14 protein-coding genes are annotated in these 14,861 nt (G+C 72.5%); 6 read left to right on the top strand and 8 right to left on the bottom strand.

What is annotated here, in order from left to right:
* Positions 1–50 precede the first annotated feature (50 nt).
* Positions 51–2,663 carry an ATP-dependent helicase HrpB gene (gene hrpB / locus NKJ47_RS02310; protein ID WP_254459950.1) on the top strand — a complete coding sequence of 871 codons (2,613 nt, stop codon included), beginning with the start codon at positions 51–53 and terminating at the stop codon, positions 2,661–2,663.
* Positions 2,664–3,036: 373 nt separating this feature from the next.
* The gene (locus NKJ47_RS02305; RefSeq protein WP_254459949.1) at positions 3,037–3,450 is read left to right on the top strand and encodes a hypothetical protein; all 414 of its coding nucleotides are present in this window, start codon (positions 3,037–3,039) and stop codon (positions 3,448–3,450) included.
* A gap of 251 nt (positions 3,451–3,701) precedes the next feature.
* Here the strand turns inward: NKJ47_RS02305 and NKJ47_RS02300 are convergent, their stop codons facing one another.
* Positions 3,702–4,238, bottom strand: coding sequence for a pseudouridine synthase (locus NKJ47_RS02300; RefSeq protein ID WP_254461313.1), 537 nt, complete (start codon positions 4,236–4,238; stop codon positions 3,702–3,704).
* Positions 4,239–4,324: 86 nt separating this feature from the next.
* Positions 4,325–5,182 carry a class I SAM-dependent methyltransferase gene (locus NKJ47_RS02295; RefSeq protein WP_254459948.1) on the bottom strand — a complete coding sequence of 286 codons (858 nt, stop codon included), beginning with the start codon at positions 5,180–5,182 and terminating at the stop codon, positions 4,325–4,327.
* A gap of 175 nt (positions 5,183–5,357) precedes the next feature.
* Here NKJ47_RS02295 and NKJ47_RS02290 point away from each other — a divergent pair, with 175 nt between their 5' ends.
* The 3 genes from NKJ47_RS02290 to NKJ47_RS02280 all read left to right on the top strand — a co-directional run bounded on the left by NKJ47_RS02290 (position 5,358) and on the right by NKJ47_RS02280 (position 9,033).
* Entirely contained in the window at positions 5,358–6,317 is a 960-nt protein-coding gene (locus tag NKJ47_RS02290; RefSeq protein ID WP_254459947.1) for an aldo/keto reductase, read from the top strand.
* Positions 6,314–7,351, top strand: coding sequence for an NADP-dependent oxidoreductase (locus NKJ47_RS02285; RefSeq protein WP_254459946.1), 1,038 nt, complete (start codon positions 6,314–6,316; stop codon positions 7,349–7,351). Before NKJ47_RS02290 ends, NKJ47_RS02285 begins: the two co-directional genes overlap by 4 nt.
* An 812-nt stretch (positions 7,352–8,163) precedes the next feature.
* Positions 8,164–9,033: an IclR family transcriptional regulator domain-containing protein gene (locus NKJ47_RS02280; RefSeq protein WP_254459945.1), complete on the top strand. Its 870-nt coding sequence runs from the start codon at positions 8,164–8,166 to the stop codon at positions 9,031–9,033.
* On the opposite strand, the gene NKJ47_RS02275 is transcribed toward NKJ47_RS02280, so the two are convergent.
* Positions 8,927–10,204 carry an MFS transporter gene (locus NKJ47_RS02275; RefSeq protein WP_254459944.1) on the bottom strand — a complete coding sequence of 426 codons (1,278 nt, stop codon included), beginning with the start codon at positions 10,202–10,204 and terminating at the stop codon, positions 8,927–8,929. The two genes, NKJ47_RS02280 and NKJ47_RS02275, sit on opposite strands and share 107 nt — an antisense overlap.
* Positions 10,205–10,336: 132 nt before the next feature.
* Here NKJ47_RS02275 and NKJ47_RS02270 point away from each other — a divergent pair, with 132 nt between their 5' ends.
* Complete coding sequence (locus NKJ47_RS02270; protein WP_429002479.1) at positions 10,337–10,783, top strand: winged helix-turn-helix transcriptional regulator; 447 nt, start codon at positions 10,337–10,339, stop codon at positions 10,781–10,783.
* Between the two features lie 16 nt (positions 10,784–10,799).
* Here NKJ47_RS02270 and pcaC read toward each other — a convergent pair whose 3' ends face one another.
* The 5 genes from pcaC to pcaH all read right to left on the bottom strand — a co-directional run bounded on the left by pcaC (position 10,800) and on the right by pcaH (position 14,825).
* The gene (gene pcaC, locus NKJ47_RS02265) at positions 10,800–11,192 is read right to left on the bottom strand and encodes a 4-carboxymuconolactone decarboxylase (protein ID WP_152235697.1); all 393 of its coding nucleotides are present in this window, start codon (positions 11,190–11,192) and stop codon (positions 10,800–10,802) included.
* Positions 11,193–11,229: 37 nt separating this feature from the next.
* Entirely contained in the window at positions 11,230–12,009 is a 780-nt protein-coding gene (gene pcaD / locus NKJ47_RS02260) for a 3-oxoadipate enol-lactonase (protein WP_254459943.1), read from the bottom strand.
* A gap of 114 nt (positions 12,010–12,123) precedes the next feature.
* Positions 12,124–13,476 (bottom strand): 3-carboxy-cis,cis-muconate cycloisomerase, encoded by a 1,353-nt coding sequence (locus tag NKJ47_RS02255; RefSeq protein ID WP_254459942.1) that lies wholly within the window; start codon positions 13,474–13,476, stop codon positions 12,124–12,126.
* A 67-nt stretch (positions 13,477–13,543) separates the two neighbouring features.
* Positions 13,544–14,101: a protocatechuate 3,4-dioxygenase subunit alpha gene (pcaG, locus tag NKJ47_RS02250; RefSeq protein ID WP_254459941.1), complete on the bottom strand. Its 558-nt coding sequence runs from the start codon at positions 14,099–14,101 to the stop codon at positions 13,544–13,546.
* 4 nt (positions 14,102–14,105) lie between these two features.
* Complete coding sequence (gene pcaH / locus NKJ47_RS02245; RefSeq protein ID WP_254459940.1) at positions 14,106–14,825, bottom strand: protocatechuate 3,4-dioxygenase subunit beta; 720 nt, start codon at positions 14,823–14,825, stop codon at positions 14,106–14,108.
* Positions 14,826–14,861 lie beyond the last annotated feature (36 nt).

Here is a 14,861-nt window from a genome sequence, read left to right as displayed (position 1 = left end):
CGCCCCTGCCGCCGCTCTACAGCGGCGCGGCGGCCCCGTATCCTTGGCCGATGACGTCCGCCGTGTTTCCGATCGATCCGTTGCTGCCGCAGATCCGCGACAGCCTCGCCGCCCATCCGCGCCTGGTGCTGGAAGCCCCGCCCGGCGCCGGCAAGACCACCCAGGTGCCGCCGGCGCTGCTCGATGCACCCTGGCTGCAGGGCCGGCGCATCGTGATGCTGGAACCGCGCCGGGTTGCCGCGCGCAGTGCCGCCACCTTCATGGCCCGGCAGCGCGGCGAAGCGCCGGGCGAGACCGTGGGCTACCGCATCCGCTTCGAGAACAAGGTCTCCGCGCGCACCCGCATCGAGGTCGTCACCGAGGGCATCCTGACCCGCATGCTGCAGGACGACCCGATGCTCGACGGAGTCGGCGCGCTGCTGTTCGACGAATTCCACGAGCGCCACCTGGCCGCGGACCTGGGCCTGGCACTGGCACTGGACGTGCAGGCGCAGGTGCGCGAGGACCTGCGCATCGTGGTGATGTCGGCAACGCTCGATGGCGAGCGGCTGGCGCAATTCCTCGACGCACCGCGGCTGTCCAGCGCCGGGCGCAGCTTCCCGGTGGAGATCGCGCACTTCCCGGCGCGACGCGAGGAGTCGCTGGAAGCGCAGACCCGGCGCGCGGTCGAGCACGCGCTGCAGCAGCATCCGGGCGACGTGCTGGTGTTCCTGCCCGGGCAGCGCGAGATCGGGCGGTTGCAGGCGGCGCTGGAGGCGGCCGGTGTGGGCGGCGGCGCAGCGCCAGCAGACGGTGCATCGGGCCCGACCCCAGCAGACACCGCTTCCGGCGCACCCGCATCCGGCGCTACGCGCCACCTTCTCCCGCAAGGAGAAGGGAGCGGGGTCGAGGTGTTGCCGCTGCATGGCGAGTTGCCGGTGGAGCAGCAGAGCAAGGTGCTGCAGCCCGATCCGCAGGGCCGGCGGCGGGTGGTGCTGGCGACCAATGTGGCCGAGTCCTCGGTGACGCTGCCCGGAGTGCGCGTGGTGATCGACGCCGGGTTGGCGCGCGAGCCGCACTACGATCCCAACAGCGGCTTCTCGCGACTGGACGTGGCCGCCATCGCCCAGGCCTCGGCCGACCAGCGCGCCGGGCGCGCCGGGCGCGTCGCCAGCGGCTGGGCCTATCGGCTGTGGCCGCAGTCGCAGCGCCTGGAGGCGCAGCGCCGCGCCGAGATCCTGCAGGTGGAACTGGCCGGGCTGGCACTGGAACTGGCCGCCTGGGGCAGCGATGGCCTGCGCTTCGTCGATCCGCCGCCGCCCGGCGCGCTGGCCGCCGCCCGCGAGTTGCTGCAGCGGCTGGGCGCGCTCGGCGCGAACGGCACCATCACCGCCAGCGGCCGGCGCATGCTCGCGCTGGGCACCCATCCACGCCTGGCGGCGATGCTGCTGGCTGCCCACGATGCGCGCGCGCAGGCGCTGGCCTGCGACCTCGCCGCCCTGATCGAAGCGCGCGACCCGCTGCGCCAGGGTGGCGATGCGCTGGCCGCACGCTGGCGCGCCCTGGCCGCGTTCCGTCGCGGCCGCGTCCCGCACGACGCCAACCGCGGCGCGCTGGCGGCGATCGACGCGGCCGCCAGGCAGTGGCGGCGGCGCCTGCGCAGCGATGCCGCCGCGCCGGACAGCGTGGAGGCGCATGCGCTCGGCGATCTGCTGGCCCACGCCTTTCCCGACCGCATCGGCACCCGCCACCCCAGCGATCCGCTGCGCTACCAGTTGGCCAACGGCCGCAGCCTGCGTCTGTTCGAGCACAGCGACCTGCGCGGCGAGCCCTGGCTGGTCGCCACCGAACTGCGCCACGACGCCAAGGACGCGCTGCTGCTGCGCGCCGCGCCGGTGGACGAGACCTACCTGCGCGCACAGTTTCCGCAACGCTTCGTGCAGGACGACGTGGTGCGCTGGGACCCCGAGCGGCGCGCGCTGAGCGCGCTGCGCGAGACCCGCTTCGATCGCATCGTGCTCGACAGCCGCCCCGCTGGCCGGGTCGAGCCGGCGCAGGCGGCCGCGGCGCTCACCGAGGCGGTGCGCGAACTGGGGCTGCAGGCGCTGCCCTGGAGCGAGAGCCTGTCGCAGTGGCGCGCGCGGGTGGCCGGACTGCGCCAGTGGATGCCGGAACTGGACCTGCCGGACCTGGGCGACGCCGCGCTGCTGGACAGCCTCGACGACTGGCTGCGCCCCGCCTTCGCCGGCAAGACCCGGCTCGACGCGCTCGGCGAAGACGAGTTGGGCGAGGCGCTGAAGACGCGGCTGCCGTGGGACCGCCGCCAGGCCATCGACCGCCATGCACCGGTGCGCATCGCCGTGCCCTCGGGCATGGAGCGGCGCATCGACTACAGCCTGGACCACGCCGGGCAGCCGCAGCCGCCGGTGCTGGCGGTCAAGCTGCAGGAGCTGTTCGGCCTGGCCGATACGCCGCGCATCGCCGATGGCCGCGTGCCGCTGCTGCTGCATCTGCTCTCGCCGGGCGGACGGCCGCTGCAGGTCACCCAGGACCTGCGCAACTTCTGGTCAAGCACCTACCCGGAAGTGAAGAAGGAAATGAAGGGCCGCTACCCGCGCCACCCGTGGCCGGACGACCCCTGGACCGCCACCGCCAGCCACCGCGCCAAGCCGCGCGGCACCTAGGGCGTGCCATCGATCCCGCGCAGGCCGCGCGGTGATGGCGCGCGCCTGCGGCAGAGACCAGGCAGGCAGCGAACGCCCGTGCACGCCCGAGCGACAACGCGGCCATGGGTGTGCGCAAGCGGCCCGTCGGGTTGCGCCTGGCAGGCGCGCGCGGCCGGCGCCGCGGCTCGACCCGACGGCCGGTCGGGCACTGCGCCACGCACTGACGACGGTGCGCCCGGCACGTCCACAGCGGCGTGCCCGGGCCTGATGGCGCAGCGCACGCGCACGGCCGGCATTCAGCCCGCAGACGAATCCGCGGCGCAGCGCTAACGCCCCGTATACGGTGCGCGGGCGACACTGCACTCCTTCATTCCTGCCAGAAGGGACGCCCATGAGCAAGCTGACCATCATCACCGACCGCGCCCTGGATCTCGCCAGCCACGCCGGCGACAGCCTCAAGCATCTCGGCCCGCAGGCGAACAAGTGGCTGCAGTCGGGCAAGGCGGTGGGCGCGCTCAAGGCCGGCGCCGCGCTGGGTGCGGTGAAGACCGGTACCAAGGTCGCGCGCTCCGCGGTGCGCCGTAACCCGGCCGTGGCCATCGCCGCCGCCGCGGTGGGCATCGGCCTGCTCGGCTATGCCATCTACCGCAAGCGCCAGCGCGACAAGGGTGCGCCGATCGAAGGCAATGCGCAGCGCATCGAAGCCGCCAGCAAGCGCGGCAACTCCGGTGCCCGCCGCAGCGCTGCCAGCACCCGCAACACGCGCCGCAATGCGGCCGCGCAGGATGCCGCCACCGAAGAGTGAGATGCGCCGGCTGCCAGCGACGGCAGCCGCGGGGCAAGACGCAGCGACCGGGAGAGATCCCGGTCGCTTTTTTATGGGCTGGCTGCGCGTCGCTTCCCACGTAGGCGCGGTTTCACGGCACTTCCAGTAACTCCGGGACGCATCTTGTAGGAGCGGCTTCAGCCGCGACACGACGTTCCCGGTCAACCGTCGCGGCTGCAGCCGCTCCTACGCGCGCACGCCTGTGCATGCGCGCCCATGCACCTCGCACGCTACAGCGCGCGCCACGCGCCCGGCGCCAATCCATCCAACCGGTGCGCGCCCATCGCCGCGCGCACCAGGCGCAGGGTCGGCAAGCCCACCGCCGCGGTCATCCGCCGCACCTGGCGGTTGCGGCCTTCGCGCAGCACCACCTGCAACCAGGCATCGGGCACGCGCTTGCGGAAGCGCACCGGCGGATCGCGCGGCCACAGCGCCGGCGCCGTCTCCAGCAGGCGCACCTCGGCCGGCGCGGTCGGGCCGTCGTTCAACAGCACGCCGTCGCGCAGGCGCTGCAACTGCTCCGCTTGCGGCGCGCCCTCCACCTGTACCCAGTAGGTCTTGGGCTGCTTGTGCCGCGGATCGGTGAGACGGTGCGCCAGCGCGCCGTCGTCGGTCAGCAGCAGCAGGCCTTCGCTGTCGTAGTCCAGGCGTCCGGCCGCGTATACGTCGGCGGGCAGGCCGAACTCGGCCAGGGTGCGCCGCGGCGGGTCGCTGCGATCGGTGAACTGGCACAGCACGTTGAAGGGCTTGTTGAAGGCGATCAGCATCGGCGGGAACGGCGGCGGGACCTGCGCCGCACGGCGCGGCGCGGGCATTGTCCCATGCGCCCGCGCCGCCCCGCCCGCGTGCCGGCTCAGCGCTTGACGAACTTCAGGGTCATTCGGTCGCTCTCGCCGATCGCCTGGTACTTGGCGGCGTCGGCGGCGTCGTGCTGGTTGCTCGGCGGCAGCGTCCACACGCCGCCCGGATAGTCCTTGGTATCGCGCGGATTGGCGTTGACCTCGCTCTTGCCGGCCAGCTTGAAGCCGGCCGCCTCGGCCATGGCGATCACCTGCGCCTGGCCGACATAGCCGCTCTTGTCGTCGGCCGGCACATCGGCCTTGGCGCGGTGTTCGACCACGCCGAGCACGCCGCCGGGCTTGAGCACCTGGTAGAAGCCCTTGAACATGCCCTCGGCCTGGCCGGCCATGCGCCAGTTGTGCACGTTGCGGAAGGTCAGCACCAGGTCGGCCGAGCCGGGCGGGCCGAACACCGGCGCGTTCGGCGCATACGCCACGATGCGCGCGTGGTCGTACTGCGCCGGCGCCGCGGCGAATTTCTGCTCCAGGCCGGCACGCGCCTTCTGCTGGTAGTCGCGGCCGCGGCCTTCCGGCACGGCCGCCGGATCGACCACCGCGGCGATGTACTGGCCGCGCGCGCGCAGGTACGGCGCCAGGATCTCCGCGTACCAGCCACTCCCCGGAGTGACCTCGATCACCGTCTGGGTCGGGGTGATGCCGAAGAACGCCAGGGTCTGGCCGGGATGGCGATAGGCGTCGCGCGCGACGTTGGCGCGATCGCGCCAGCTGCCGTCGACCGCCGCCTGCAGCGCCGCGTCGGGTGCCGGCAGCGTGGCGGTGTCGGCGGGCTTGATCGCCTGTGCGGCGGGCGCGAGCAACGCGGTGACGACGGCCAGGGTGCAGGCGCAGGCGAGCGAGGTTCGAAGCGTCATGGAAGGCATCCGTAATAGGAAGTGGCGCGAGCCTAGCACGCACCCCGGCAAGGCCGGATGTTGCGCTCCCGTTAGCGCGAATCACGCCGACGGAACGCTGTTTTCGCGAGCATTGGCCGATCGGTCGATCCACCGCGACTATCCTTTCCTCTTTCCCTACAGTGGAGCGTTTTCCATGCTGCACACGCGCGAACTCGGCCGCTCCGGCCTGCATGCGGCACCGCTGGCGTTCGGCGGCAACGTGTTCGGCTGGAGCGCCGACGCCAAGACCTCCTTCGCCCTGCTCGATGCCTTCGTCGAGGCCGGCTGCAACCTCATCGACACCGCCGACATCTACTCGGCCTGGGTGCCCGGCAACCATGGCGGCGAATCGGAAACGCTGATCGGGCAGTGGCTCAAGCGCAGCGGCAAGCGCGACAAGGTGCTGATCGCGACCAAGGTCGGCAAGTGGGCCGAACGTCCCGGCCTGTCCGCCGACAACATCGCCGCCGCCGCGGAGGATTCGCTGCAGCGCCTGCAGACCGACGTCATCGACCTGTACCAGGCGCACGAGGACGACGACGCGGTGCCGCTGGAAGCCTCGCTGGCGGCCTTCGGCCGGCTGATCGAACAAGGCAAGGTGCGCGCGATCGGCGCCTCCAACTACAGCGCTGCGCGCCTGTCCGAAGCGCTGAAAGTGTCCGCGCAATACGGCCTGCCCCGCTACGAGACGCTGCAGCCGGAGTACAACCTGTACGACCGTGCCGGCTACGAGGCCGAACTGGAGCCGCTGGTGCGCGAACAGGGCCTGGGCGTGCTGTGCTACTACGCGCTGGCCAGCGGCTTCCTCAGCGGCAAGTACCGCCGCACCGAAGACGCCGGCAAGAGCCAGGCGCGCGGCGCCAGCGTGGTCGCGCGCTACCTCAACGCGCGCGGCCTGCGCATCCTCGCCGCGCTCGACGACATCGCCGGCAAGCATGCCGCCACGCCGACCCAGGTGGCGCTGGCCTGGTTGATGGCGCGGCCCGGCATCGTCGCGCCGATCGCCAGCGCAACCAGCCTGGAACAGCTGCAGGACCTGCTCGCCGCCGCACGCCTGCAGCTGTCCACCGAGGACATCGCGCAATTGAATACCGCAAGCGAGGAAACCGCATGACCGCTCCCACCCAGACCACCCGCATCGTGCTCGCCTCGCGCCCGCAAGGCGCGCCGGGCACGGACAACTTCCGCATCGAACAGGCGCCGCTGGCGCCGCCCGGCCCCGGCCAGGTGTTGCTGCGCAACCGCTGGCTGTCGCTGGACCCGTACATGCGCGGGCGCATGAGCGATGCGCCCTCCTACGCGCCGCCGGTGCAACTGGGCCAGACCATGGTCGGCAGCACCGTGGCCGAGGTGCTGCAATCCAATTCCCCCGACCACGCGCCGGGCGATCTGGTGCTGGTGCAGAACGGCGGCTGGCAAACCCATCTGGTCGTCGACGGCGCCGACCTGCGGCGCAAGCTCGACCCCGCCTCGCCGCTGCCGCCGAGCACCGCGCTCGGCGTGTACGGCATGCCCGGCTTCACCGCCTATGCCGGCCTGCACGAGATCGGCAAGCCGCAGCCGGGCGAGACCGTGGCGGTGGCCGCGGCGACCGGGCCGGTCGGCGCCACCGTGGCGCAGATCGCCAAGCTGCGCGGGGCGAAGGTGATCGCCATCGCCGGCGGCGCGGAGAAGTGCCGCTACCTGCGCGAGGAACTGGGCGTGGACGTGGCCCTGGACCACCGCGCCGACGACTTCGCCGCGCAACTGCGCGCCGCCGCGACCGACGGCATCGACGTGTATTTCGAGAACGTCGGCGGCCACGTGTTCGATGCGGTGCTGCCGCTGCTCAACGATTTCGCGCGCGTGCCGGTCTGCGGCACCATCGCCACCTACAACGCCAACGGCGCGTTGCCGCCGGGGCCGGACCGGCTGCCGGCGCTGATGGGCCAGGTGCTGCGCCAGCGCCTGACCCTGCGCGGCTTCATCGTCAGCGACTTCATCAAGCTGTATCCGGAGTTCCTGCGCGAGATGGGCGCCTGGCTGGCCGACGGCCGCGTGCGCTACCGCGAACACGTGGTGGATGGGCTGGAGAACGCGCCGCAGGCCTTCATCGACATGCTGAGCGGCGGCAACTTCGGCAAGCTGGTGGTGCGGCTGGGCGACTGAGGCGGCAGGCCTGAGGCGGTGTCTTCGGTGAAGGACCTCCGATTCGACCCGCCGAATCCTCCTACGCGTACCGCACCCCAACTTCGGCGCGTCGCGGCTGAAGCCGCTCCCACACCTGCGGCACCGGCACTGTCGGAAGCTGACCTGTGGGAGGGACGTCAGTCCCGACGCGACGAATCCTCCCTCTCGTACCGCCCCCAACCTCCGCGCGTCGCGGCCGAAGCCGCTCTCACACCTACGGCACCGGCACTGTCGGAAGTTGACCTGTGGGAGGGACTTCAGTCCCGACGCGACCAATCCTCCCTCCCGTACCGCATTCCAACCTCCGCGCGTCGCGGCCGAAGCCGCTCTCACACCGACGGCACCGGCACTGTCGGAAGTTGACCTATGGGAGGAACTTCAGTCCCGACGCGACGAATCCTCCCTCTCGTACCGCCCCCCAACCTCCGCGCGTCGCGGCCGAAGCCGCTCTCACACCTACGGCACCGGCACTGTCGGAACCTGACCTGTGGGAGGGACTTCAGTCCCGACGCGACGAATCCTCCCTCTCGTACCGCATTCCAACCTTCGCGCGTCGCGGCCGAAGCCGCTCCCATACGTGCGGCACCGGCACTGTCGGGAGCTGACCTGTGGGAGGGACTTCAGTCCCGACGCGACGCATCCTCCTGCTCGTACAGCATCCCAATCCCGCGCGTCGCGGCTGCAGCCCTCCTCCATGTTTTTCCTGGCGCAGGACGACGGCCCTCGCCACGGCATCGACGCCCGCGGATGCAGCCACTACCATCGGACGCATCGCCGCCGCCGCCGCTTCCATGTCAGACTCCTCGCGTCCCCCTCGCGCGCGCCGCACCGCGCGCGCCGCCACTGCCCCCACCCCGCCCGAGCGCGGCCTGGCCGCGGAACTGATGCGGCGCATCGGCGAATGCGAAGGCGACCCGAACTTCATGACCTCGCTGGCGCGCGGCCTGGCCGTGCTCAGCGCCTTCGGCCAGCACAGCCGCGACGTCAGCATGGCCCAGCTCAGCGCCGACACCGGCATCCCGCGTGCGGCGGTGCGGCGCGTGCTCTACACCCTGGAGAAGCTGGGCTACGCCGGCACCCACGGCCGCGGCTACGTGCTGCTGCCGCGCGCGCTGGGCATCGGCAGCGGCTACCTGTCCACCGCCGCGCTGTCGGTGGCGGCGCAGCCGGTGCTGGACGGGCTGCGCGACGACCTGCACGAGTCCTGCTCGCTGGGCGTGCTCGACGGCGACGACCTGCTGTACGTGGCGCGCGCGGAGACGGTGCGGATCATGTCGATCGGCCTGCGCGCCGGCAGCCGCCTGCCGGCCTACTGCACCTCGATGGGCCGGGTGCTGCTGGCGGCGCAGCCGGGCGACACCTTGAACAGCTACCTGGAGCGCAACCCGCTGCGCCCGCGGACCGAGCGCACCGTCACCGACCGCGCGCAGTTCCAGGCCTTGCTCGAACGCGTGCAGCGCGACGGCTATGCGGTGGTGGACCAGGAACTGGAGATCGGCCTGCGCTCGGTGGCGGTGCCGGTGCGCAACCGCCAGGACCGCGTGGTGGCCGCGCTCAATGTCGGCAGCTCGGTGGCGCGGATGACCCTGGGCAGCCTGCAGGGCACGGTGTTGCCGGCGCTGCGGCAGGCGGCGCAGCGCCTGAGCCGGGTGCTGGACTGAGCGCCGCCGGCGCCGCACCGACCCGCCGCGTCGCCCACCAGAACAGCAGCGCCAGCAGACTGACCGCCGCCCCCAGGCGGCACACGCCGGTCCACCCGGCCTGGGCATAGGTCGCGGTCGTGGCGATCGCGCCCAGTCCGCTGCCCACCGCGTAGAACAGCATGTACAGGCCGATCAGCCGGCCGTGCGCCTGCGGGTGGCGGCGCAGGATCATGCTCTGGCTGGTCACGTGCAGCGCCTGCCCGGCCAGGTCGAGCAGGACGATCCCCAACACCAGCGCGGCGAGCGACTGCTGCAGCCGCGACAGCGGCCACCAGGCCAGCACCAACAGCACCAGCGCTGCGGCGCTGGTGCGCTGGGCATGGCCGCGGTCGGCCCAGTGCCCGGCGCGCGCGGCCGCCAGCGCGCCGACCACGCCGGCCAGGCCGAACGCGCCGATGACGGTGTGCGAGAACGCATAGGGCGGCGCGCGCAACGGCAGCACCAGCGCGCTCCAGAAGATGTTGAACGCCGCGAACATCAACAGCGCCAGCACGCCGCGTACCTGCAGCACCCGCTCTTGCCGCAGCAGGGTCAGCATGGACGCGATCAGGCGCGCATAGCGCAGCGGCTGCGACGGCACCGGCAGCGCCGGCAACCAGCGCCACAGCGGCAGCGCGAGGGCCAGCATCAGCGCCGCCGCGCCGGCATAGACCCCGCGCCAGCCGGCCAGTTCGCTGACGCCGCCGGCGACCACCCGCGCCAGCAACAGGCCGATGAACACCCCGCCCTGCGCCGCGCCGACCACCCGTCCCTGCTCCTGCGGCGCCGCCGCGCTGGCCGCGTAGGCGATCAAGCCCTGGGTCATCGCCGTGCCCAGCATGCCGACCGCGAGCATGCCGACCAGCAAGGCCGGCGCCGACCGCGCCACGCTCACCGTCGCCAGTGCCACCACCAACCCCAACGCCTGCACCGCCATCAGGCGGCGACGCTCCAGCAGGTCGCCCAGCGGCACCAGCAGCAACAGGGCCAGCGCGCAGCCGACCTGCGCGGCGCTGACCACCCCGCCCACCGCCGCCGGGCGGATGCCGAAATCCGCCGCCAGCGCGTCCAGCAACGGCTGCGCGTAGTACACGTTGGCCACGCTCAAGCCGCTGGCGACAGCGAACAGCCAGACCAGGCGACGCGGCATGCAGGGCGCAGCGGTGACGGATTGCATGATCGAAGGCTCGCCCGTTCCAGTTTCAAAACGAAACTTGTTCCAGGCTAGGTCGATGGGTTTTAAAATGCAACCACTTCCGCCGAGCGCCTACCAGGAACGCCGATGCCGCCCCGCCCCGCCATGCCCGCGTCGCCCTGCCCGGTGGCGCGCAGCGCCGACCTGATCGGCGACCGCTGGTCGCTGCTGATCGTGCGCGATGCCTTCGATGGGGTGCGCCGCTTCGGCGACTTCCAGCGCAGCCTGGGCATGGCGCGCAACATCCTGGCCGACCGGCTGCGCAAGCTGGTCGAGGCCGGCATCCTGGAAACGCGCGAGGCCTCCGACGGCAGCGCCTACCGCGAGTACGCGCTGAGCGCCAAGGGCGAGGACCTGTTCGCGGTGGTGCTGGCGCTGCGGCAGTGGGGCGAACGGCATCTGTTCGAGCACGGCGAGCGCCATTCGGTGCTGATCGACACGCGCAACGGCAAGCCGGTCGCGCGCATGCTGCCGCGCGCCGCCGACGGCACGCGGCTGAGCCCGGCGGTCACCGTCGTGCGGAAGGTGCGCTGAGCGCGCGTGGGGCGCCCTAGGCGCCGCCTTCGGCGGCCTGCTCGGCCAGGATCGGCGCGGCCAGGGCGAAGGCGTGGTTGGCCGCGGGCACGCCGCAATAGATCGCCGCCTGCAGCAGCACTTCCTTGATCTCGTCGGCGCTGACGCCGTTGTTGCGCGCCGCGCGCACGTGCAGCTTGAATTCCTCGTCGTGGCCGCGCGCCACCATCATCGCCAGGGTCAGCAGCGAACGCGTATGCCGCGGCAGGCCCTCGCGGGTCCACACCGTGCCCCAGGCGGTGCGGGTGATGAACTCCTGGAACTCTTCGGTGAACGGGGTTCGCGCGGCCAGCGAGCGGTCGACGTGGGCATCGCCGAGCACGGCGCGGCGCACCTGCAGGCCGGCGGCGTAGCGTTCGTTCTCGTCCATCGGGTCGACTCCTGAGTGTGGAAAAAGGCGGGCGCGGTTACTGCAGCAGGAAGCGCAGCAGCGCGTCGTTGAAGGCGTGCGGCGATTCGACGTTGCACAGGTGGCGCCCGTGCACCTCGGTGTAGCCGCCCTGCGCCACCTGGGTGGCGATGGCCTGCAGATCGGCCGGCGGGCACACCGGATCGTCGTGCCCGGCCACCGCCAGCACCGGCATGCGAATCTCGCCCAGGCGTGCGCGGAAGTCGGCCTCGGCCAGCGCCTGGCAGCAGCCGATGTAGGCCTGCGCATCGGTGGCGCGGAAGCTGTCCAGGATCGCCTCGACCGCCGCCGGCTGCGCCTCGGCGAAGGCCGGGGTGAACCAGCGCGTGCGGGTGCCCTCGCACAGCGGCGCCAGGCCCTCGGCGCGGACCTGGTCGATGCGCGCCTGCCAGCTCTCGGCGCTGCCGATCCTGGCCGCGGTCGCGCACAGGGTCAGGCTGAGCAGGCGCTCGCCCGCGTGCAGGCCCAGCCATTGTCCGGTCAGCCCGCCGATCGACAGGCCGCAGAAATGGCTGCGCTCGATCGACAGCGCGTCCAGCAGCGCCAGCACGTCGCCGCCGAGATCGGCCATGGCGTACGGCGCCGGCGCGGCGGTGGAGGCGCCGTGGCCGCGGCGGTCGTAGCGCAGCACGCGGAAATGCGGCGCCAGCGCCGCGATCTGCGCGTCCCACATGTGCAGGTCGGTGCCGAGCGAATTGCACAGGGTCAGCCACGGACGGCCTTCGCTGCCGTCGATGCGGTAATGCAGACGATGCGTGGGCAGGTCGAGGATCGGCATGGGCGAGGCGCTCGCTGGAAAGGTGGAAGGGGCCGGCGCGGCACGGGACCGGGCGGCGCCGGCAAGTCTAGACCGGGTCGCCCGCGCTGCGGCAGACCCGCACCGCGCAGCGGCTCACGGATGCGCCTGCGCGGCGAGCACGCGCGCGATCCACACCGCGGCCATGCCGCGCCAGCTGTCGCCGGCGAACAGCGCGTCCAGGTCCGCAGGCGCCAGCACCGCGGTCACCTGCGGCTCCTCGGCCAGGACCGCGCGCAGGTGCTGCCGCGTAGCCAGCGCACGGCGCACCGCCGCCTCCACCAGCGCGTGCGCGGCGGCCTTGCCCAGCTGCGCGGCCAGGGTCACCGCCACGGCTTCCGCGTAGAGCAGACCGCCGTGGCTGTCCAGGTGCGCGGCCATGCGCGCGCGGTCCAGTTCCAGGCCCTCGATCAGCACGCGCACCTGCGCCAGGCTGCCGGCGCTCAGGCGCACCAGGTCCGGCAGGGTCTCCCATTCGGCATGCCAGCCGCCGACCGCACGTTCGTGCTCCTGCGGCAGCGCCGCGAACAGCGTCGCCAGCAGGCCCGGCGCGCGCGTGGCGGCGGCGATCGCGACCACGCAACCGACCGGATTGCGCTTGTGCGGCATCGCCGAGGAGCCGCCCTTGCCCGCTGCCGCTGGCTCGAACGCCTCGGCCACTTCCGACTGCATCAGCAGCGTGACGTCGCGGCCGATCTTGCCGAGGCTGCCGGCCAGCAGCGCGAACGCTGCGCCGATCTCGCCGATGCGGTCGCGCGCCGCATGCCAGGGCAGCGCCGGCAACGGCAGGCGCAGCTCCGCGGCCAGCACCTCGGCCACGGCCAGGCCCTGCGACTGCAACGCGGCCAGGGTGCCGGCGGCGCCGCCGAACTGCAGCACCAGGGCGTCCTCGCGCAGCGCCTGCAGGCGCCGACGACTGCGCTGCAGCGCGTCCAGCCAGCCGGCGGCCTTCAGCCCGAAGGTCACCGGCACCGCCTGCTGCAACAGGGTGCGGCCGGGCAGGCCGGTGTCGCGCTCGCGCTGCGCCAGTGCCGCCAGCGCCGCGCACAGCGCGTCCAGTTGCGCCTCCACATGGTCGAGCGCGGCGCGCAGCTGCAGCACCGCACCGCTGTCGATGATGTCCTGGCTGGTCGCGCCCCAGTGCACCCAGCGCGCAGCCGCGTCATCGGTGGCGGCGACCTGGGCGGTGAGCGCCTTGACCAGCGGGATCGCCGGATTGCCAGCCAGCGCGGTGGCGTCGGCGAGCGCGGGCACGTCGTAGCGCGCGGCCTCGCAGGCGGCGGCGATCGGTTCCGCGGCGCTGGCCGGGATCACCCCGCAACGCGCCTGCGCGCGTGCGAGCGCCGCTTCCACGTCGAGCATGGCCTGCAGGCGCGCGCGGTCGTCGAACAGCGCGTCGACGGCCGGATCGCCGAACAGCGGACGCAACAGGGATTCGGAAACGCTCATCGGTTCGTACGCGGGAGGAAGATCACGCAGGGTAACCGCTGCGGCCTGTGCGCAATGTCTGCCGCACTCAGTAGCGGAAGAACACGGTCTCGTGCTCGCCCTGCATGCGCACGTCCCATTGGTAGCGGTTGGGCGCCAGCGGTTGCGCGACCAGGGTGGCGCGGCGCTCGGCCGGCACCTGCGCCAGGATCGCGTCGCCGTCCAGGTCGTCGTCGCCGAAGTACACCCGCGTCGGCGCGGCGCGCAGCAGGCCGCGCATGAACACCAGCACCACCAGGTGCGGCGCCTGCAGGCCCTTGGGCCCGGCGACGCGGCCGGGCTTGACCGTGCGGAAGGCGAAGCGGCCCTGCGCGTCGGTCGGTACCCGGCCCCAGCCGTGGAAGGCCGGATCGTGGTCGCCGCGGCGCGGATCGGCGGCATGGTCGTAGATGCCGGCGGCGTCGGCCTGCCAGATCTCCAGCAGCGCATCGCCGACCGGCGCGCCGTTGCCGTCGAACACGCTGCCGGCGATCTCCACGTGGGTGCCTTGCGCCTGCGCCGGTGCGATCTCGGTGCGGTACAGCGGTTCCAGCCCGATCCGGTAGTAGGGGCCGACCGTCTGCGAGGGGGTTGCCTGGAAACTCATCGCCTCACTCCCAAGGGGTCTGCTTGCGTCCGCGCAGGACGATGTCGAAACGGTAGCCCAGCGCGAACTCGTTGGCGGTGTTCTCCCAGTCGAACGCCGACACCATGCGCTCGCGCGCCTTGGGGTCCTCGACGCAGTTGAAGATCGGGTCGAACGCCAGCAGCGGATCGCCGGGGAAGTACATCTGCGTGACCAGGCGCTGGCCGATGCCGTCGCCGTGCAGCGAGAAATGGATGTGGGCCGGGCGCCAGGCGTTGTAGTGGTTGCGCCACGGATACGCGCCCGGCTTGATGGTGGTGAAGCGGTAGCGGCCGTGATCGTCGGTCAGCACCTGGCCGGTACCGGTGAAGTTGGGATCCAGCGGCGCGTCGTGCTGGTCGCCGGCATGCAGGTAGCGGCCGGCGGCATTGCACTGCCAGACCTCGACCACGCTGTTGCGCACCGGCTTGCCGTTCTCGTCGAGCAGGCGCCCGCTGACGATGATGCGCTCGCCCAGCGGCGCGCCGGGAAAGCCGGCGGTGAGATCGGCGGCGTGCGCGCCCAGGGTGGTGCGGTCCAGGGTCGGACCGGTCGCCTCGGACAGGGTCAGCGGGATCGCGATCGGATCGCGGGTCGGGCCGCGCGCGCCGGTGGAGGCGTACGGCGGATGCAGGTAGGCCGGTTGCGTGCCCGGGTACGGGCGGCGATAGCCGAGCAGGGGATCGATGGGGGTGTCGTCGCGCATCGTGCGGTCTCGCTGGCTCCGCGCGGAGCCGGTTGG

Origin of the sequence: Xanthomonas sacchari, assembly GCF_024266585.1 — a bacterium.
Lineage (GTDB): Bacteria > Pseudomonadota > Gammaproteobacteria > Xanthomonadales > Xanthomonadaceae > Xanthomonas_A > Xanthomonas_A sacchari_C.
The sequence above is the reverse complement of the archived record's forward strand: the minus strand, read 5'-3'. Positions and strand labels throughout refer to the sequence as shown.